An 18,204-nucleotide genomic window follows, 5' to 3' on the forward strand; every position below is an offset into this window, starting at 1 on the left:
GGGCCACTTGACCCTTTCGCGGCAGGGTGCTCCCGCGCATTGGCGCGGGCCCCCGGCACCGTCCGGGGGCTGGCCCCCGGACGGATCAGGGGCTGTCCGCACCCCGGACCGCGGCCGGCGCTGTCCTCGATGTCCGTGATCGGGTACAGCACCTCGCGGACCGTCCGGTCCCGGTCCACCACCGGCGTCAGCCGCTTCAGCCTGCTGACCCCCGCCACCCGGAAGGTGGGCAGCCGCAGGGCTGCGGCGGGTTCCCGATCCACGTCCGACAGCAGCGGGAAGCGCGGCCGCTCCGCCTCGGCGAGCGCCGGCTGCTCGTCCGGGCGTCGGGTGGAGACGCCGTGCACCGTGGCCCCGGCCGCCGCCGTCCGTGCGACGCCCGGACGATGAGACCGGTTGGCCCGGGCGGCCCCCGGCCGGTTAGGTTTCTGGTCATGACCGACACGACTTCCACCCGCACCACCGGCGCCGTCGCCGCCGGCCTCGCCACCATCGCCGGCGACGGTTCCGTCCTCGACACCTGGTTCCCCGCCCCCGAGCTCACCGCCGAGCCCGGACCGGCCGGAACCGAGCGGCTCACCCCCGACAGCGCGGTCAACCTCCTGGGCGAGGGCGCCGCCAAGGCCATCGGCGTGGACGCGCGCCGCGGGGTCGAGGTCGTCGCCGTACGCACGGTCATCGCCTCGCTCGACGACAAGCCGCTCGACGCGCACGACGCCTATCTGCGCCTGCACCTGCTCTCGCACCGTCTCGTCCGGCCGCACGGGCAGAACCTCGACGGACTCTTCGGCCTGCTCACCAACGTGGCCTGGACCTCGCTCGGCCCGGTCGCCGTCGACGACCTGGAGCGGGTGCGGCTCAACGCCCGCGCGGAGGGGCTGCACCTCCAGGTCACCTCGGTCGACAAGTTCCCGCGTATGACCGACTACGTCGCGCCGAAGGGCGTCCGCATCGCCGACGCCGACCGGGTGCGGCTCGGCGCGCACCTCGCCTCCGGCACCACCGTCATGCACGAGGGCTTCGTCAACTTCAACGCCGGCACCCTCGGCATCTCCATGGTCGAGGGCCGGATCTCCGCCGGTGTCGTCGTCGGTGACGGCTCCGACATCGGCGGCGGCGCCTCCACCATGGGCACGCTCTCCGGCGGCGGCAAGGAGCGCATCGTGATCGGCGAGCGCTGCCTGGTCGGTGCCGAGGCCGGCGTCGGGATCGCGCTCGGCGACGAGTGCGTCGTCGAGGCCGGTCTGTACGTCACCGCCGGTACCCGCGTCACCATGCCGGACGGACAGGTCGTCAAGGCACGTGAGCTCTCCGGAGCTTCGCACATCCTCTTCCGCCGCAACTCGGTGAGCGGCGCCGTCGAGGCCCGCCCGAACAACGCGGTCTGGGACGGCCTCAACGACGTCCTGCACAGCAACGACTGAGCGGCTGCCGCCTCAGCTGGCGGCGAGCAGTTCCGCATACGCCTGACGCAGCCCGTCGGACGCCTCGCGTCCGGCGGGCTGCAGCGGCTCGCGGACCGGGCCCGCGTCCAGCAGGGCCTTCACCGTCACCGTGCCCGGCAGTCCGGAAGCCATCATCAGCTCCGTGAGCGGGGCCAGCAGCCCGTTCAGCCGGGCCGCCCCGGCCGTGTCCCCGGCGTCGAAGGCGTCCAGCACGGCGCGCAGCGGACGCGGCACCACATTGGCCACCGTGCTGACGTAACCCGCACCGCCCACCGCGTACAGCGGCAGATTGAGCTCCTCGGAGCCCGAGTAGTACGCGAGCGCGGTGGCGGCGATCACCTTCGTCGCCCCCAGCAGGTCGTACGAACAGTCCTTCACCGCCACGATGCGCGGATGCTCGGCCAGCCGCAGCACCGTCTCCGGCTCGATGCGGGTGCCGGTGCGGCCGGGGATGTCGTACAGCATCAGCGGGAGCCCGGTCGACTCGGCGACCCGAAGAAAGTGCGCCTCGACGGCGGCCTGCGGGGGCCGGCTGTAGTACGGGGTGACGACCAGCAGCCCGTCGGCGCCCGCCTGTTCCGCCTGTCTGCCCAGCTCCGCGGTGTGCCGCGTGTCGGCCGTTCCGACGCCCGCGACCAGTGGCACGTCCGGGCCCACCGCCTCCCGCACCACGCGCACCAGGGCGGCCTTCTCGGCGTCGGAGGTGGTCGGGGACTCACCGGTGGTGCCGCTGAGCACCAGACCGTCGCAGCCGCCGGCCACCAGCGTCGCGGCGTGTGCGGCGGCGGCGTCCGGATCGAGGGCGCCGGAGGCGGTGAACGGGGTGACCATGGCGCAGAGGGCACGGCCGAAGGGGCGGGGGCGCGAGGGTGCGGGCGGCGTCATTCCTGAAGTGTCGGCCGCCTGACCGTGAAGGTCCACTTAGTTCTTCTTCGGGTGAAGGTGAAGCAGTGCTCAACTATTGGGTGGGTGGCAGTCCGGACCCGGGCGGCGCAGGGGCGAGCGGCGACCACCCCGCGCGCGCCGTCCGGACTGCTCAGCGCCGCGCCATGTACAGGCCGAACGCCTTGTGCAGCAGCTTGCCCACCGGGTAGTCCCACTCGCCGATGTACTCGGCGGCCCGCCCCCCGGTGCCCGCCTTGAACCGCAGCAGGCCCAGCAGATGGTTGCCCTCGTCGAGGGTGTCGGTGATGCCGCGCAGGTCGTAGACGGCGGCGCCCCGCTCGTGCGCGTCGCTCATCATCCGCCACTGGATCGCGTTGTTGGGCTGCACCTCGCGCCGCCGGCTCGTCGACGCGCCGTACGAGTACCAGACATGGGTACCGACGGTCAGCATCGTCGCCGCGGAGAGCACCTCCCCGTCGTGGTGGGCGAGATAGAGCCGCATCCGGTCCGGGTCCTCGGCCCGCAGCGCGGTCCACATGCGCGCGAAGTACGCGAGCGGCCGGGGGATGAAACGGTCCCGTTCGGCGGTCTCGCGGTACAGCTCGTAGAAGACCGGAAGGTCGTCCGGGCCGCCCTCGACGACCTTCACACCCGCCTTCTCCGCCTTCTTGATGTTGCGCCGCCACTGCTGGTTCAGCCCGCCCCGGATCTCCTCCAGCGACCGTCCGGCGAACGGCACCTGGAACACGTACCGGGGCTGCCCCGCGCTGAAGCCGTCCGCGTCGCCGTCCGCGCCCTGCTGCCAGCCCAGCCGGCGCAGCTGCTCCACGACCTCCGCGGCCCGGGGCTCCGTCACATCCGCCTCGACATCGCGCAGCCGGGCCGCGGCCGGGTCCGCGATGGCGTCCTTGACCGTCGTAGCCTCCCAGCGGCGTGCGACCACGGGCGGGCCCATCCGCACGGTGAACGCGCCCCGCGCCTTGGCATGGGCCACCAGTGGATCCAGCCAGGGGCGCAGCTCGCCCTCGTGCCACGGGATGACCGGGCCCTCCGGCAGATAGGCCAGATACCGCTTCAGCCGGGGCACCGGCCGGTACAGCACCAGCCCGGCACCGGCGATCCGCCCGTCGTCCCCGAACCAGCCGATGCTCTCCGCGCGCCAGTCGGGCTTCACCCCGCCCCACGAGGGGACCTGCATATGGCTGGCGGCGTCCCGGCCGGCGACGAACGCCAGATGCTGTTCGCGCGTGATCTCCTCGACCCGCAGCGTCATGCGGTACTCCATTCGTTGTCCGGTTCGGCAGCCTAGGGCGGGACAGCACGGGGGACTGTCCGTACGGGCCGGTCTTCCGGGCGCACGGTCCGGACGCCTGCGCGAAGGCGGCGGGCCGTAGTTGACCTCACGTGTGGTTGACGTATCAGGGTTGCTGTCACGGGCGCACCGCAAGGGTGCGCCGGTGAAGGGAGCAGTCATGACGGTGCGGTTCGTGTCACGGCCCGATGTCACCCGTGCGGATGCGGGGATCGTCAAGGCGAGCACCTGGGACACCGGCACGCCGGAGCGCGCGCGGCGGGCGGTGGAGGCCATCGGATCAGCCTGGCAGGACAGGCCCTGGCCGCACCCGGGGCTGCTGTCGTACAGCGTCCACGTGGGAGAGGACGGCAGAACGCTCTTCCACTACTCGCAGTGGACCGGCGAGGAGAGCTACCGCGACTTCGTCCGGGACGGCCGGGACGAGCGCAACGCCGAGATCGACGCCGCGGTGCCGGGCATCGAACGGCTCGGACTGCACACCTATGAGCTCTACCGCTCCTCGTCGCCCGGCGGGCGGGAGCCCGGCTGCGTCGTGGTGGTCGACGTCGAGTTCGACGGGGCCGACGAGGCCCGGCAACGGGACTGGGTGGACGGTGTCATCGAGGCGCTGGGAACGGACCCGGCACCGGCACCGGGCGGGATCGCCGGGCACTTCCACCTCGGCACCGACGGGACCCGGGTGCTCGATTACGCGGAATGGGAGAGCGCACGGGCCCACGCCGACGCACTCGCCGCCACCGGGGACGGCATCGGCTCACGGACGCCGCAGTGGGAGCGGGTACGGACCTACCCGGGCGTCACCGGCGGCGGCGTGCACCGCTACACCCCCGCCCTCAGCCTGCGGCCGGACGAGGACGGTGCCGCGGCGCGGAGCGGCAGACACGCGGGTGCGTGAATCCGTCGCACGGGCCGGCGGAGGGAGGGGGCGCCTTCTGTTCCGAGCACCGGGCGGCACCGGGTGAAATGCGTCTAGGCTTGGGCCGCCTGACCCCGTACGCGCCCGGAGCCGCAGCTCCGGCGATGTGTACGCCCGCACGTTTTCGAGGAGAACCCCCTGATGTCCGCAGAGCGCCCCACCCTGCCGCCGGTAAGGCTGCACACCGAGGCGGAGCTGGCACGGGACGCGCTTGCCGCGCCGCTGCTCGCCCGCGCCGTCCGGCTCGCCCGCTGGGCGGGGCCGGACACGCGGGTCGGCGCGGGCGGGGAGCTCGTCGACGCGCAGCTGCCGGCTGCGGCCGAGCACCTGGGTCTCGTCGCGGACGAGGACGGCGCGGCGGAGGCCAGCGAGGCCTGGCGCCTCGCGGTCGACACCGGGCTGATCGAGGTCGAGGACCCCGAGACGGCTTCCGACGAGGACGACGCGGAGGGAACCGCCACCGCGGGGGAGAACCTGGCCCTGCTGACCGGCGGTTCACCGCAGGACGTGCTGGCGATCTGGCTGGACGGCCTGGAGGCCGTCCACGCCGACGCCATCGCACCGGTCTTCGACGACTTCGCCGACCTCGTCCGTGAGGACGGCTCGGTCGACTTCGACGCCCTGGACTGGGACCCGGAGGCCGAGGCCGAATTCCTCGACGGGGTGCTCGGCAACCTCTATCTGCTCACGGTCGGAGAGGGCGCGGGCGACGAGGCGGTGCCGCTGCCCGCGCTCGCCGCCTCGATGATCGTCCCCGACGACATGGGCGAGCCCACCGACGACATCCTTGAACAGGTGTCCGACGCGATGATGCGCCTCGACGACCAGTTCCGGGTCCTCGAACCCATCGGGCTCGTGGCGTACCAGCCGGTGGACGAGGCGTTGCTGGCCGAGGAGGGCGAGGAGGTCGTGCCGCCCGCCGACGACGATGACGTCACCCGGTACGGCATGGTGAAGCTGACCCCTCTCGGCCTCTACGGCATCCGGGCCCGGATGCTGGACGCGGGGCTGGACGCCCCGGCCGTCGGCGACTTGGCGGACAAGGGGGCCGACGTGCTGCTCGGCGGCATCGCGTACTACCCCGAGGCGGCGGCCCGCAGCGAGATCGAGCTGTGGCTGGCGCGGCACGGCGCCGAAGGGGCGGCGGGTGAACTCCTGGACGCCGCACGCGGCGAGGACCCGCAGGCGCCGCTGCGCCGGCTGCACTGCCAGCAGGCGCTCGCCCTGGTCGGCGCGGAGGCCGAACCCGCGGTGCGGGCGGTGCTGGGCGACCCCGAGCTGGGCGGACTCGCCCGGGTCTGGCTCGCCGAGCGGGGTGCCGCCGACGTGCCGCCGCCCTCGGAGGCGATGATCTTCTGGCTCGCCATCGACACGATCGCCGCGCAACTGGAGGCGGACGGCGGTCTGGACGAGCTCCAGGGGCTGGTCGAGGGACTGTCCGGCCAGCACAGCGGCTTCTTCGACGAGGCGTGGCGGGTGGACCACCCGGCGACGGCGGACGTCCTGGAAGCGATGGGGCGGCTGCACAGCGACAAGAGGCAGGCGAAGGCCGCCCGCAAGGCCGCCTTCAAGGCCCGTTCCCGAAGCGGTTCGGGCAGCTGAGACGGATGACGGGGCGTGGGGCCGGGCCGGTGGATCCGGCCCCACGCCACCGAGGATGTTCACGGAAGGGATTCCCTCGAAGTCGTCCTCAGTTCAACTGATGTTGGCGCAGGGGCGGGACGGTGATCGCACCAACAACCCGCCCCAGCTGCACCAGGAGTACGTGATGGCCTTCACGCGCAGGGAATTCACCAGACAGTCCGCCCTCACCGGTGCCGGCATCGCCCTCACCGGAACCGTCGCCGCGCTGGCCACCGCACCCGGCGCCCTCGCCGCCGGGGACTCCAAGCGCGGCCACGGCCACGACGACCACGGCCACGGTCACGACGGACACGGGCACAGCCACGAGCCCGGCTACGGTCCGCTGCTCCCCGACCCGAAGGGCATACTCGCGCTGCCCGCCGGCTTCTCGTACAAGATCATCACCCACAGCGGTGTCACCAAGCTGGAGACCGGCGAGTACACCCCCTCCAACCACGACGGCACGGCCGCCTTCGAGGGGGCGCGCGGCGTGACCCTGCTGGTGAACAACCACGAGCTGAGCGGCACCCGCGCCGGCTGGGAGCACCCCGTTCCGCTCACCGACGGCCTGGTCTACGACCCGGTCGCGGCCGGCGGCTGTACCGTCGTGGAGACCCGCCGCGACGGCCGCACCGCCGAGTGGGTCGGCATCGCCGGCACCTCCACCAACTGCGCGGGCGGCGCCACCCCGTGGGGCACCTGGCTGACCTGCGAGGAGACCGAGGACAAGGCCGGGAAGAACGGTCTGCTCAAGGACCACGGCTACGTCTTCGAGGTCGACCCGTCCGACCGGCGCGCCAACCGCGACCCCCGCCCGGTCAAGGCCTTCGGCCGCTACGCCCACGAGGCCGTCGTCATCGACCCCAAGCAGGGCCACGCCTACCTCACCGAGGACGCGTCCGGCCCCAACGGGCTGCTCTACCGCTGGGTCCCGCCGCACGGCTTCAAGCACGGCCGGGGCAAGCTCCGCACGCTCGCCGACGACGCCGGTGTCCTGCAGGCCACGAAGTGCTTCGACAAGAGCGGCAAGTTCGTCGACGACCTCTCGCGGGCGACCAAGGTCGGCACCGTGTACGGAGTGGACTGGGTCGACGTTCCCGACCGTGACGCCAGGACGGTCTCGGTGCGCAAGCAGTTCGGCGACCAGGACGTCACCCGCGCCCGCAAGCTCGAAGGCATGTGGTGGGGCGACGGCGGCGCCTACATCGTCTCCTCGTTCGCCCGCTCGGAGAGCCCCGTCCAGCACGACGGGCAGGTCTGGTTCTACGACCCGAAGCGCCGCACGCTGACGCTGAAGGTGCTCCTCGGCGTCAACGCGGACCCCTCCAAGGACGGTGCTTTCGACGGCCCGGACAACATCACCGTCTCGCCCTACGGCGGCCTGGTCATCGCCGAGGACGGCGAGGGCATCCAGCACCTCTTCGGGGCCACCGAGAGCGGCCGCACCTACCCCATCGCGCGCAACGAGCTCAACGCGGGTACCGAGGCCGAGCCGGAGTACAGCGAGTTCACCGGCGTGACCTTCTCACCCGACGGCAAGACGCTCTTCGCCAACATCCAGACGCCGGGCATCATGCTGGCCATCACCGGCCCGTGGAAGCGCCAGCCGCGCCGGGAGCAGTAGCCCCGGTGGTGATCCGGCCCGGTCCGGCGCGGTGGTGACCCCCGCTCCGGACCGGACCGGACCGGGCCGGTCCGGCTCCCGGCGGCGGCCCGGAGCCGGCCGTCCACGCCCCGCGCGAAAGCGACAACCACCACATCGCCGACGGTCCCGCGGGCGTCGTGGCACCCGCGGGGCCCGTGCCGGAAGCGGGAACGGGCAGCGCGCGGTCCCGGAACCGCTGATTACGAATCCGGCATCAGTGGGGCCTCAGAAGCGGTCGGGCATGGCGTCGGGCGTTTTCAAGGCGCATACTCAAGGTAATGAAACAGTCAGCCGGATCCCGGCGTCACCTGCCATCCAGTCCCTTCAACCGCCCGGCCCAGGCGGCCCCACCGGTCGAATTGTTCGATGTGGGCGACAGGGTGTCGCACGACCAGTTCGGACTCGGCCGAGTCCTCGCTGTCGAGGGCGACAACGACGCAGTGCTCATCGACTTCTCGGGGCGACAGGGGAGGATCCTGAGCCCGTACTCCAAGCTGACCAAGCTCTGAGAGAAGCGACAAGCACGCGCCGCGTACGCCGTAGATCTCTCGCCGACCGCCTTCAGGGGCACCCGCAGCCAGCCGGGTGCCCCTGAAGCCGTTTCCGTGCCTACAGGGGCCTACAGGGACTGGGCGGCGGGCTTGACCATGCCCCGGACGGTGCGCGACTTCACGAAGTCACCCATCGCGGTCATCTCCCACTCGCCGGAGAACTGTTTGATCAGCTTCGCCATCATCACGCCGGTCTGCGGCTCGGCACCGGTCAGATCGAAGCGGACCAGCTCCTCGCCGGTGGCCGCGTCGACCAGCCGGCAGTAGGCCTTCGCCACCTCGGTGAACTTCTGGCCGGTGAACGAGTTGACCGTGAACACCAGGCCGGTCACCTCCTGGGGGATCCGGCCCAGGTCGACGACGATCACCTCGTCGTCACCGGCGCCTTCGCCCGTGAGGTTGTCGCCCGAGTGCTTGATCGCGCCGTTCAGGATGGAGAGCTTGCCGAAGTAGCAGCTGTCCAGGTGGTTGCGGCTGGGGCCGTAGGCGATCACCGAGGCGTCGAGGTCGATGTCCTTGCCGCGGAACGCCGGCTCCCAGCCGAGACCCATCTTGACCTGGGAGAGCAGCGGGCGGCCCCCCTTGACCAGCGACACCGTCTGGTTCTTCTGCAGGCTCACCCGGCCCTTGTCGAGGTTGATCTTGCCGTTGCTCGGGGGAGCCGGAGGGGCCGGCGGAACCGGAGGCGCGGCCTGCGGTGCCGGGGGAGCGGCGATCCGCGGGTCCACCGGCGGGGCGACGGGGGCCGCGGGCGTGACCGGGGCGGCGGCGGGCTCCTCCTCGACCGAGACGCCGAAGTCGGTGGCGATACCGGCCAGCCCGTTGGCATAGCCCTGGCCGACCGCGCGGGCCTTCCAGGCACCGCCCCGACGGTAGACCTCGATGACCACGAGGGCGGTCTCGGAGCCGAGCTGCGGCGGGGTGAACGTGGCGAGGGCGCTGCCGTCGTCCGCGTTGCGCACGGTGGCGGTGGGCTCGATGCCCTGGAAGGTCTGACCCGCTCCGTCCGGGCTTGCCGTGACGACGATCTTCTCGATGCCGGGCGGCACCGCGGCCGTGTCCACCACGATCGCGTCGGGAGCGGTGCCGCCGCCGGAGCGGTAGGTCACACCCGGGCCCGCCGGCTGGTTGTAGAAGATGAAGTCGTCGTCGGAGCGCACCTTGCCGTCGGCGGTGAGCAGCAGGCCCGATACGTCGAGCCGCACGGGAGCGGCGACGTCCACCGTCACGCGGGCGGCGGAGAGGGGGATGTTCGAGCCGGGGGTCATAGCGGTCATGCACGGGTAACGAACGACCCGGCTTTGCCGTTCCCTTACCTTTGGGCGGCTTCGCCCGTACGGCGGCAGTACGGTTCCGTCCGGGCGGTCGCACCCCCGCCGCCGCACCCCCGCCGCCCGTCTCCGCTCAGTACGGCCAGACCGGCGGGTTGGTGCAGAAGTGGCCGCCGAGGTGGGCGTGATCCGGGTTGTCCGGGTCGAGTTCACCCTGCTCGGCGATGAGCTTCGCCGCGTACTCCTCCGAGTCGTCCTGCGGTTCGTAGCCGAGAGACCGGGCCGTGGTCAGGTCCCACCACAGGCGGGTGTTGTCCGAGGAGCCGTTGACGACCGTGTGTCCCACGTTCTCCGCGGTGATCGCGGCGTCGAAGAGCCGGGCGCCGTCGGCGGGGCTCATCCAGACGGACAGCATCCGTACGGACGTCGGCTCGGGGAAGCAGGAGCCGATGCGCACCGAGACGGTCTCCAGGCCGTGCCGGTCCCAGTAGAGCTGGGCGAGGTCCTCGCCGAAGGACTTGGAGAGGCCGTAGAAGGTGTCCGGGCGGCGCGGGGTGTCGATGGGGATCAACGGGTCGCCGGGGAGCGGCCGGGGGGTGAAGCCGACGGCGTGGTTGGAGGATGCGAAGACGATCCGGCGTACGCCCTCCGCGAGGGCCGCCTCGTAGAGGTTGTAGGTGCCCTCGATGTTCGCCTTCAGGATCTTGTCGAAAGAGGCTTCCAGGGAGATGCCCGCAAGGTGGATGATCGCGTCGACACCCCGCACGGCCTCGCGCAGCGCCTCCTTGTCGCCGAGATCGGCGGTGATCGCGTCCGGCTCGCCCTCGATGGGGAACATGTCGAACAGGCGGAGCTCGTAACCGTGGGCGGGCAGCAGTCCGCGCATCAGGGTGCCGAGACCGCCGGCGGCGCCGGTGAGCAGGACGGTGCGGGGAGCGGGCATCGCGGATCTCCTTGGTACGGGGGCGGCTTCGCTTGCCTGGTCCATGGACAGCATTCACATGCGTGGACAAGTTATGGAGCGGTGCGGGGGTGCGTCAAGGGTTGCCCCGGTCCGGGGTCGGGGTCTTTGTCCTCAATCGCCGGACGGGCTTGGTGCGGGTGCTCCGTGGGGTGCGCGGTTGCCCGGTGGGTGGGGGTGGGGTCCCTCCGGGGCATCTCCTCAGAAATGGCGTGTTCACCCGGGAACGCGAAGGGACCCGGGTAGTACGCCATTCCCTGCGGGGACTCCCCTGCACGCCCCCACCCAGCTCTCGTCAGCGCCGGCACCCCGGTGGGACGACCCCGCAGACAGGAGGGCACCGGACCCCCACCCGCCGGGGCGGGGTGAACCCGGCAACGCGGAGCACCCGTACACGCCCGGTCCGTCCGGCGATTGGGGGCAAAACGCCCGCCACAGACCCGCCCGTACCCGCCTTGACCGTGGTCGGCCGCTGCTCTAGCGTGAAGGTCGTTCATGAATATGGACATCAATCAGAATTGTGCACGCCTGAATCCGCTCAGGGAGCGCCCGTGACCTCAGCCCCACTCGCCGCCCGACTCACCGCTGTCGCCGGGCCGCTCTTCTTCCCCGTCACCGCCTACGGGCCGGACGGCTCCGTCGATCTCGACGCCTTCCGCGCACATGTGCGCAAGGGCGTGGACGCCGGTGCGGCGGCGGTCTTCGCCTGCTGCGGCACGGGTGAGTTCCACGCCCTGACGCCGGAGGAGTTCGGCCGTGTCGTCGCCGCGGCCGTCGAGGAGACCGCCGGTGAGGTGCCTGTCGTGGCGGGCGCCGGGTACGGCACCGCCCTGGCGGTGCAGTTCGCGAAGCTCGCCGAGGAGGCCGGCGCGGACGGTCTCCTCGCCATGCCGCCGTATCTGGTCCTCGCCGACCAGGAAGGGCTGCTGGCCCACTACACGGCGCTGGCCGCCGCCACCGGTCTGGAGACGATCGTCTACCAGCGCGACAACGCGGTCTTCACCCCCGAGACCGTGGTCGCGCTGGCGCGGACGCCGGGCATCATCGGGCTCAAGGACGGCTACGGCGACCTCGACCTGATGCAGCGCATCGTCAGCGCCGTCCGTACCGGACTGCCGGGTCAGGACTTCCTCTACTTCAACGGGCTGCCCACCGCCGAGCTCACCGGTCTCGCCTACCGGGGCATCGGTGTCACGCTCTACTCCTCGGCCGTGTTCGCCTTCGCGCCCGACATCGCGCTGGCCTTCTACCGCGCGCTGGAGTCCGGTGACGACGTTCTCGTCAACGCGCTGCTCGACACCTTCTACCGCCCGCTCGTCGAACTGCGGGCCAAGGGCCGCGGCTACGCCGTCTCGCTGGTCAAGGCGGCCGTCCGCCTCCAGGGCCTGGACGTCGGCGAGGTGCGCAGCCCGCTCACCGAGCCGCCGGCCGCGCACATCGAGGAGCTGACCGGGATCATCGCGGCGGGCCGTGCGCTGCTGGCGCGCGAGGACGCGGGGGTGCGCGGGTGAAGACCTCGGCCTTTCTCTACCCCTGGGACGTCGTCGGGGACCCGGACGCGGCCGCCCGCGTCGCGGAGCTCGGCGTCCAGCAGGTGACGCTTGCCGCCGCCTATCACTCCACACGGGCGCTGACCCCGCGCCATCCCGGCGGTCGCATCGTCACGGCCGAGCACGCCGCGGTGCTCTACCCGCCGGACGCCGGGCGGTGGGCGGGGCGCGAGCTGCGCCCGTACGAGCAGTCCTGGGTGGAGTCGGACGACGCCTACGCGGAGGCCGCCGGTGCGCTGGCCGGCGCCGGGCTCGACGTGCACAGCTGGGTCGTGCTCGCGCACAACTCCCGGCTCGGGGGCGAGCATCCGGACACCTCCGTGGTCAACGCCTACGGGGACCGCTACCCCTGGGCCCCCTGTATCGCGCAGCCCGCGGTCCGCGCCTATCTGGTGGACCTGGCCGCGGAGGCGGCGGTACGGGGCGGGGCGGGCGGCACCGAACTGGAGTCGTGCGGCTGGTACGGCTTCGCCCATCTGCACGCCCACGACAAGGTCGCGGGCGTCGGCCTCGGTGACGCGGCGCAGTACCTGATGTCGCTGTGCTTCTGCCCCGACTGCCGGGCCGGATACGGCGGCCAGGGGCTGGACGCCGACGAGCTGGTCCAGGCCGTGCGCCGGGCGCTGGAGCCGGTGTGGTCCGGGCCCGGCGCCCCGGAAGCGGGCTGGGACGGTGTCGGGAAACTGCTCGGCGCGGATCTCGCCGCCGCCACCCTCCGGTGGCGTACCCAAGTGGCCCGAGGGCTCCAGGAATCGGTGGTCGCCGCGGTGCGGGCGGCGGCCCCGGCCGGCTTCCAGGTGCTCTTGCACGCCGATCCCGCGCCCTACCGCGCCGGGGCCAACCCGGGGGTCGGCCCGGAGCACATCCTGTCCGTGGCGGACGGTGTGGTGCTGCCCTGCACCGGCGACGACGCGGCGCGCGAGGCCGTGCTCGGCCCGTTCGCCGGCCGGGGAGGGGTTCTCGCGGCCAACCTCACCGTGGTGCGGGGCATGGGCGGCAGCCCCGCCACGCTGGAGCGCGACGCCGCCCACGCGGCCTCGCTCGGCGCGAACCAACTGCGCCTGTACCACGCGGGGCTGGCCTCGGGACCGGACCTGGAAGCGGTCGCGGGGGCGCTCTCACGTCTGGGCCGCTGACACGCGCGGGCCGGCAGGGGCCTTCCCCCGCCGGCCCGTGAGCAGCCGGGCCGCCGTCAGCAGCGCGACCGCGCCCACCAGCGGCAGCAGCACCTGTACGTCCACCAGCGCGACCAGACCCGCGCCGAGTGCCAGTGCCACCGCGTTGGGCGCGAACATCAGCGTGCCCGCCGTCGCGGCCGTCCGGCCCAGGACCGCGTCCGGGGTCTCCCGCTGCACCGCCGTCATCGCGGCGATCAGCACACACGGCAGGCCCACCCCGATCAGGCCGCACGCCATCAGCGCCACGGCGTCGTACGGCAGCGCCCGCGCGCCGACCGCCAGCGCGAACACCGCGATGCCCGCCGCGCCGAACACCCGCTCCGGCATCCGCCGCAGCAGCGGCCCGGCCAGCAGCCCGATCGCGACGGACCCGGCGCCCTGCGCCACGGAGAGCACACCCGCGTACGCGGGGGAGTGGCCGAGGACCCCGTCCACGACGGCGTACAGCGTCGCCCCGTTGAGCCCGGCGCACAGCATCGTGACCGATCCGGCGAGCACCAGCGGGCGCAGCACCGGAGACCCCCACACCTGCCGCAGCCCCGCGGAGTTTCCGCCTCCGTGGGCCGTCGCCCGGTCCGGCCTCCGTACCCGCAGGAGCGCGTACAGCCCGGCGGCCACGGCGAAGGTGGCCGCGTCCAGCAGGGCGACCGCGCCGCCCCCGAAGCGGGTGCAGAGCGCCGCACCGGTGAGCGGGGCCACCAGCTTCATGCCCTCGTTCGCCGTCATCCGCAGGCCGTTGAAGTCGCCCAGCAGCCGGGCGTCCACGGCCTGGGCGACGACGGCCGACTCGGCCGCGTCCATCAGGAGGGAGCCGGTTCCGTACACCAGGAGCACCGCGAACAGGATCCAGATCCGCCCCGCCGAATCCACCGAGGTCAGCGTGGTCAGCAGCAGGGCCATGACCACGTTCGCCCCGACCAGCAGCGGCTTCCTGGGCAGCCGGTCGGCCACCGCCCCGAGAAGGGGCCCGAAAAGCACCGGAAGCCAGACGGCGAAAAGAGCGAGCGCCGCCAGAGCGTCCGAACCCGTCAGCGACTTGACCCAGATCCCGGCGGCCAGCGACATCGCGGAGCTGCCGAAACCGGACACCACGACCGCCGCGAGGAACAGCCCCGCCGTCCGGTCCCGCAGTACCCGCCCTGCCGCCGACTTCTTGACCGCCTCCACCGAACCTCCCTGACCTGCGCCTTTGTTGGGCAATCAGGCTGTCCGGTAAGGCCGTTGCGAGGCATCGGGCGGATGCCTCAGGCCGCCGGACGGGGCGGTGCGCCCGGCGGGACCGGTGTAGGGCACACGTCGTAGTCCGGTGAAGTTCTTCTGCCAGAAGCGTTGACGAAACATTCATGGCGCCTCTAGCTTCATCGCGTCGTACTTCGTACGTCATATATGAGACGCGATACGCGAGATGCGAGAGCCCTTCACTCATGACCTTTGCGCCCACCCCGATTCCGTCCCGCACCCAGTACGTGCTGGAGGCGATCAAGCACGCGATCCTCACGGCGCAGCTGAGACCAGGGCAGGCGCTCGTCGAGACCGAACTCGCCGCACAGTTCGGGGTGTCCAAGACCCCCGTCCGTGAGGCGCTCAAGACACTCGCCGGTACCGGCCTGGTCGTCATGAGTCAGTACAAGGGCGCCACCGTGCGGCTGGTCGACGCGTCCATGGCCCGTGAGGTCTACGACGTGCGGCTGCTGCTCGAACCGGAGGCGCTGCGCCGCTCCATCACCCGCAGGGCCTCGCTCGACGAGGCCCAGGAGGCCCTGGAGCGCGCCGACTCGGCGGGCGACAAGGCCGACAGGTCCCTCGCCAACCGGGACTTCCACCGGGCGCTCTACCTTCCCTGCGGCAACCCGCTGCTGGCCCGGATGCTCGACGAGGTCCGCGACCAGGCCGCGCTCGTGTCGACGGTCGCGTGGTCGACGATCCCGTCGTGGGAGCGGGAGGCGGCCGAGCACCGGGAGATCCTGCGGCTCGCGCTCGCCGACGACGCCGACGCGGCGGCCGGGGCTCTGCACGACCACATCGCGTCGTTCGTGCGCCGCGCGTTCCCCGACGACGAAGACGGGGGTGACGCGGCGTGAACCAGCAGCACACCGACGAAAGGCCTGTCCGCATGGACCTCACACCGCTGAAGGCGGCCCTCGCAGATGTCGTGGCGATCCCGGTCACCCCGTTCGCCGAGGACGGGACCATCGACACGCCGGTGCACCGCGCCCTGCTGCGCAGGCTGCTCGACGGCGGCGTACGCATCCTCACCCCGAACGGCAACACCGGGGAGTTCTACGCGCTCACCCCCGAGGAGCGGCGCACCGTCACCGAGCTGACCATCGACGAGGCCGGCGGCCGCGCCACGATCCTGGTCGGCGTCGGGCACGACGTCCCGACCGCCGTCGCCGCCGCGCGGCACGCCCGCGACGCGGGCGCCGAGATGGTGATGGTGCACCAGCCCGTACACCCGTACGTCTCGCAGGACGGCTGGATCGACTACCACCGGGCCATCGCCGAGGCCGTCCCCGGACTCGGTGTCGTCCCCTACATCCGCAACCCGCACCTCGACGGGGAGTGCCTGGCGGTCCTCGCCGACAGCTGCCCCAACGTCATCGGCGTCAAGTACGCGGTCCCGGACGCCGCACGCTTTGCCGCGTTCGCCCGGGACGCGGGCCTGGACCGCTTCGTCTGGATCGCGGGCCTCGCCGAGCTGTACGCCCCCGCCTACTTCTCCGCGGGCGCCACCGGATTCACCTCCGGCCTCGTCAACGTCGCTCCCGGCGTCTCGATCGCCATGCTGGAGGCGCTGCGGGCCGGCGACCATCCGGCCGCGATGAAGGTCTGGGAGCAGATCCGCCGCTTCGAGGAGCTGCGGGCGGACCGGCAGTCCGCCAACAACGTGACGGTCGTCAAGGAGGCCCTGGCCTCGCTCGGGCTGTGCCGCCGGGAGGTGCGCCCGCCCAGCCGGGTCCTGCCCGAGCAGCAGCGCGCCGAGGTCGCCGACCAGATCGCGGGGTGGTCCATATGACCGGCCGCATCGCCCCCGAGGAGCTGCGCAGCCACCAGTGGTACGGCACCGACGGCCTTCGCTCCTTCAGCCATCGTGCCCGCACCCGGCAGCTCGGCTACCTCCCCGAGGAGCACCTCGGCAAGCCGGTCATCGCGATCCTCAACACCTGGTCCGACATCAATCCGTGCCACGTCCATCTGCGCGACCGTGCGCAGGCGGTCAAGCGCGGAGTCTGGCAGGCCGGCGGTTTCCCGCTCGAATTCCCGGTCTCCACCCTCTCGGAGACGTTCCAGAAGCCGACCCCGATGCTCTACCGCAACATGCTGGCGATGGAGACGGAGGAGCTGCTGCGCTCCTACCCCGTCGACGGAGCGGTGCTGCTGGGCGGCTGCGACAAGTCGACGCCCGCGCTGCTGATGGGCGCCGCGTCCGTCGATCTGCCCGCCGTCTTCGTACCGGCCGGGCCGATGCTGCCGGGGCACTGGCGCAACGAGGTCCTCGGCTCCGGTACCGACATGTGGAAGTACTGGGACGACAAGCGGGCCGGCCTCATCGGTGACTGTGAGATGGGCGAACTGGAGAACGGCCTCGCCCGCTCGCCCGGCCACTGCATGACGATGGGGACCGCCTCCACCCTCACCGCCGCCGCCGAGGCGCTCGGCGTCACCGTTCCCGGCGCCTCCTCCATCCCGGCGGTCGACTCCGGCCACGACCGGATGGCCGCGCAGTCGGGCCTCCGGATCGTCGAACTGGTGTGGCAGCAGCGGAAGCTGTCGTCGATCCTCACCGAGGAGGCGTACGAGGACGCCGTCGCCACCGTCCTCGCGCTCGGCGGCTCCACCAACGCCGTCATCCATCTGATCGCGATGGCGGGCCGCTCCGGCATCAAGCTCACCCTCGACGACTTCGACCGCATCGCCCGCACCGTCCCGGTGCTGGCCAATCTGCGGCCCGGCGGGAAGTACCTCATGGAGGACTTCCACTTCGCCGGCGGGCTGCCCGGCTTCCTGGCCCGGCTGACCGACGTACTCCATCTGGACCGGCCCACGGTCGCCCACGACACCCTGCGCGAACAGCTCGACGGCGCACTCGTGCACAACAGCGACGTCATCCGGGAGCGCGAGAACCCCCTCGCGGACGAGGGCGGCGTGGCGGTGCTGCGCGGCAACCTCTGCCCCGACGGCGCGGTCATCAAGCACATCGCCGCCGAACCGCGTCTGCTGCGCCACACCGGCCCCGCGGTCGTCTTCGACGACTACAAGGAGATGCAGCGCACCATCAACGACCCGGCCCTGGCCCTCACTCCGGACCATGTGCTGGTGCTCCGCAACGCCGGCCCCAAGGGCGGCCCCGGGATGCCCGAGTACGGCATGCTGCCGATCCCCGACTATCTGCTGAAGCAGGGTGTACGGGACATGGTGCGGCTCTCCGACGCCCGGATGAGCGGCACGAGTTACGGCGCCTGCGTCCTGCACATCGCCCCCGAGTCCTATGTCGGCGGACCCCTCGCGCTGGTCCGCACCGGTGACTCCATCACCCTGGACGTCGAGGCGCGCCTGCTCCGTCTCGACGTACCGGAGGACGAGCTGACGCGGCGCAGAGCCGAGTGGACGCCGCCGGCCACCCGGTACGAGCGCGGCTACGGGGCGCTCTACCACGACCAGATCACCCAGGCCGACACCGGCTGCGACTTCGCCTTCCTGGCCCGGCCGGGAGAAGTTCCCGACCCCTACGCCGGCTGAACGGCCCAGCGGAATTCGGGCGCCCCGCTTCGTTCGGCCGGCCGAACGCCATGCGGCAAGCGCTTGCGCACTACACGCATCACCACGCACAGCACCCTCAGCACCACCTCGCACCCTCGTACCT

Annotated in this window: 15 protein-coding genes and 1 pseudogene; 10 read left to right on the forward strand and 6 right to left on the reverse strand. The window is 72.1% G+C overall.

Going from position 1 to position 18,204, the window contains the following annotated elements:
* Positions 1-119 precede the first annotated feature (119 nt).
* A pseudogene (locus ACZ4LX_RS04405) lies at positions 120-368 on the reverse strand (redoxin domain-containing protein); the annotation flags it as partial.
* Positions 369-434: 66 nt separating this feature from the next.
* On the opposite strand from ACZ4LX_RS04405, the gene dapD reads away from it, so the two are divergent.
* The gene (gene dapD, locus ACZ4LX_RS04410) at positions 435-1,424 is read left to right on the forward strand and encodes a 2,3,4,5-tetrahydropyridine-2,6-dicarboxylate N-succinyltransferase (protein ID WP_467635539.1); all 990 of its coding nucleotides are present in this window, start codon (positions 435-437) and stop codon (positions 1,422-1,424) included.
* Between the two features lie 12 nt (positions 1,425-1,436).
* On the opposite strand, the gene dapA is transcribed toward dapD, so the two are convergent.
* A complete protein-coding gene (gene dapA, locus ACZ4LX_RS04415; protein ID WP_467635543.1) occupies positions 1,437-2,330 on the reverse strand; it encodes a 4-hydroxy-tetrahydrodipicolinate synthase in 894 nt (297 codons plus the stop codon).
* A gap of 151 nt (positions 2,331-2,481) precedes the next feature.
* Positions 2,482-3,603, reverse strand: coding sequence for a lipid II:glycine glycyltransferase FemX (locus tag ACZ4LX_RS04420; protein ID WP_467635546.1), 1,122 nt, complete (start codon positions 3,601-3,603; stop codon positions 2,482-2,484).
* Positions 3,604-3,802: 199 nt separating this feature from the next.
* Between ACZ4LX_RS04420 and ACZ4LX_RS04425 the strand changes: the two genes are divergently transcribed.
* The 4 genes from ACZ4LX_RS04425 (at position 3,803) to ACZ4LX_RS04440 (ending at position 8,338) form a co-directional block, all read left to right on the forward strand.
* Positions 3,803-4,540: an antibiotic biosynthesis monooxygenase gene (locus ACZ4LX_RS04425; protein ID WP_467635549.1), complete on the forward strand. Its 738-nt coding sequence runs from the start codon at positions 3,803-3,805 to the stop codon at positions 4,538-4,540.
* A gap of 162 nt (positions 4,541-4,702) precedes the next feature.
* The gene (locus ACZ4LX_RS04430; protein ID WP_467635553.1) at positions 4,703-6,163 is read left to right on the forward strand and encodes a hypothetical protein; all 1,461 of its coding nucleotides are present in this window, start codon (positions 4,703-4,705) and stop codon (positions 6,161-6,163) included.
* A 166-nt stretch (positions 6,164-6,329) separates the two neighbouring features.
* Positions 6,330-7,808 (forward strand): alkaline phosphatase PhoX, encoded by a 1,479-nt coding sequence (locus tag ACZ4LX_RS04435; RefSeq protein ID WP_467635775.1) that lies wholly within the window; start codon positions 6,330-6,332, stop codon positions 7,806-7,808.
* Between the two features lie 299 nt (positions 7,809-8,107).
* Positions 8,108-8,338 (forward strand): hypothetical protein, encoded by a 231-nt coding sequence (locus tag ACZ4LX_RS04440; protein WP_037711258.1) that lies wholly within the window; start codon positions 8,108-8,110, stop codon positions 8,336-8,338.
* 110 nt (positions 8,339-8,448) lie between these two features.
* Here ACZ4LX_RS04440 and ACZ4LX_RS04445 read toward each other — a convergent pair whose 3' ends face one another.
* Together ACZ4LX_RS04445 and ACZ4LX_RS04450 are read right to left on the reverse strand one after the other, a co-directional pair.
* Positions 8,449-9,657, reverse strand: a complete 1,209-nt coding sequence (locus ACZ4LX_RS04445; protein ID WP_467635562.1) for a TerD family protein — start codon at positions 9,655-9,657, stop codon at positions 8,449-8,451.
* Positions 9,658-9,784: 127 nt separating this feature from the next.
* Entirely contained in the window at positions 9,785-10,594 is an 810-nt protein-coding gene (locus ACZ4LX_RS04450; protein WP_467635568.1) for an NAD-dependent epimerase/dehydratase family protein, read from the reverse strand.
* Between the two features lie 569 nt (positions 10,595-11,163).
* Here ACZ4LX_RS04450 and ACZ4LX_RS04455 point away from each other — a divergent pair.
* Positions 11,164-12,123: a 5-dehydro-4-deoxyglucarate dehydratase gene (locus tag ACZ4LX_RS04455; protein ID WP_467635571.1), complete on the forward strand. Its 960-nt coding sequence runs from the start codon at positions 11,164-11,166 to the stop codon at positions 12,121-12,123.
* Positions 12,120-13,298: a hypothetical protein gene (locus ACZ4LX_RS04460; RefSeq protein WP_467635574.1), complete on the forward strand. Its 1,179-nt coding sequence runs from the start codon at positions 12,120-12,122 to the stop codon at positions 13,296-13,298. The genes ACZ4LX_RS04455 and ACZ4LX_RS04460 overlap by 4 nt, the downstream gene beginning before the upstream one ends.
* Here the strand turns inward: ACZ4LX_RS04460 and ACZ4LX_RS04465 are convergent.
* Positions 13,281-14,507, reverse strand: a complete 1,227-nt coding sequence (locus tag ACZ4LX_RS04465) for an MFS transporter (protein WP_467635578.1) — start codon at positions 14,505-14,507, stop codon at positions 13,281-13,283. The genes ACZ4LX_RS04460 and ACZ4LX_RS04465 overlap by 18 nt on opposite strands.
* A gap of 257 nt (positions 14,508-14,764) precedes the next feature.
* On the opposite strand from ACZ4LX_RS04465, the gene ACZ4LX_RS04470 reads away from it, so the two are divergent.
* Genes ACZ4LX_RS04470 through araD form a run of 3 tightly spaced genes read left to right on the forward strand, consistent with a single transcriptional unit; the run spans position 14,765 to position 18,080 of the window.
* Entirely contained in the window at positions 14,765-15,421 is a 657-nt protein-coding gene (locus ACZ4LX_RS04470; protein ID WP_467635581.1) for a GntR family transcriptional regulator, read from the forward strand.
* A gap of 32 nt (positions 15,422-15,453) precedes the next feature.
* On the forward strand, positions 15,454-16,356 hold the full coding sequence (locus tag ACZ4LX_RS04475) for a dihydrodipicolinate synthase family protein (RefSeq protein WP_467635781.1): 903 nt from the start codon (positions 15,454-15,456) through the stop codon (positions 16,354-16,356).
* Positions 16,353-18,080: an L-arabinonate dehydratase gene (gene araD / locus ACZ4LX_RS04480; RefSeq protein ID WP_467635584.1), complete on the forward strand. Its 1,728-nt coding sequence runs from the start codon at positions 16,353-16,355 to the stop codon at positions 18,078-18,080. The genes ACZ4LX_RS04475 and araD overlap by 4 nt, the downstream gene beginning before the upstream one ends.
* Positions 18,081-18,204: the final 124 nt, after the last annotated feature.

It is taken from the genome of Streptomyces sp. NPDC026062, from assembly GCF_055568375.1.

Bases quoted from the DNA above. Each gene is read 5' to 3' on its own strand.
- dapD (WP_467635539.1), top strand. From the start codon at position 435: ATGACCGACACGACTTCCACCCGCACCACCGGCGCCGTCGCCGCCGGC.
- dapA (WP_467635543.1), bottom strand. From the start codon at position 2,330: ATGACGCCGCCCGCACCCTCGCGCCCCCGCCCCTTCGGCCGTGCCCTC.
- ACZ4LX_RS04420 (WP_467635546.1), bottom strand. From the start codon at position 3,603: ATGACGCTGCGGGTCGAGGAGATCACGCGCGAACAGCATCTGGCGTTC.
- ACZ4LX_RS04425 (WP_467635549.1), top strand. From the start codon at position 3,803: ATGACGGTGCGGTTCGTGTCACGGCCCGATGTCACCCGTGCGGATGCG.
- ACZ4LX_RS04430 (WP_467635553.1), top strand. From the start codon at position 4,703: ATGTCCGCAGAGCGCCCCACCCTGCCGCCGGTAAGGCTGCACACCGAG.
- ACZ4LX_RS04435 (WP_467635775.1), top strand. From the start codon at position 6,330: ATGGCCTTCACGCGCAGGGAATTCACCAGACAGTCCGCCCTCACCGGT.
- ACZ4LX_RS04440 (WP_037711258.1), top strand. From the start codon at position 8,108: ATGAAACAGTCAGCCGGATCCCGGCGTCACCTGCCATCCAGTCCCTTC.
- ACZ4LX_RS04445 (WP_467635562.1), bottom strand. From the start codon at position 9,657: ATGACCGCTATGACCCCCGGCTCGAACATCCCCCTCTCCGCCGCCCGC.
- ACZ4LX_RS04450 (WP_467635568.1), bottom strand. From the start codon at position 10,594: ATGCCCGCTCCCCGCACCGTCCTGCTCACCGGCGCCGCCGGCGGTCTC.
- ACZ4LX_RS04470 (WP_467635581.1), top strand. From the start codon at position 14,765: ATGACCTTTGCGCCCACCCCGATTCCGTCCCGCACCCAGTACGTGCTG.
- ACZ4LX_RS04475 (WP_467635781.1), top strand. From the start codon at position 15,454: ATGGACCTCACACCGCTGAAGGCGGCCCTCGCAGATGTCGTGGCGATC.
- araD (WP_467635584.1), top strand. From the start codon at position 16,353: ATGACCGGCCGCATCGCCCCCGAGGAGCTGCGCAGCCACCAGTGGTAC.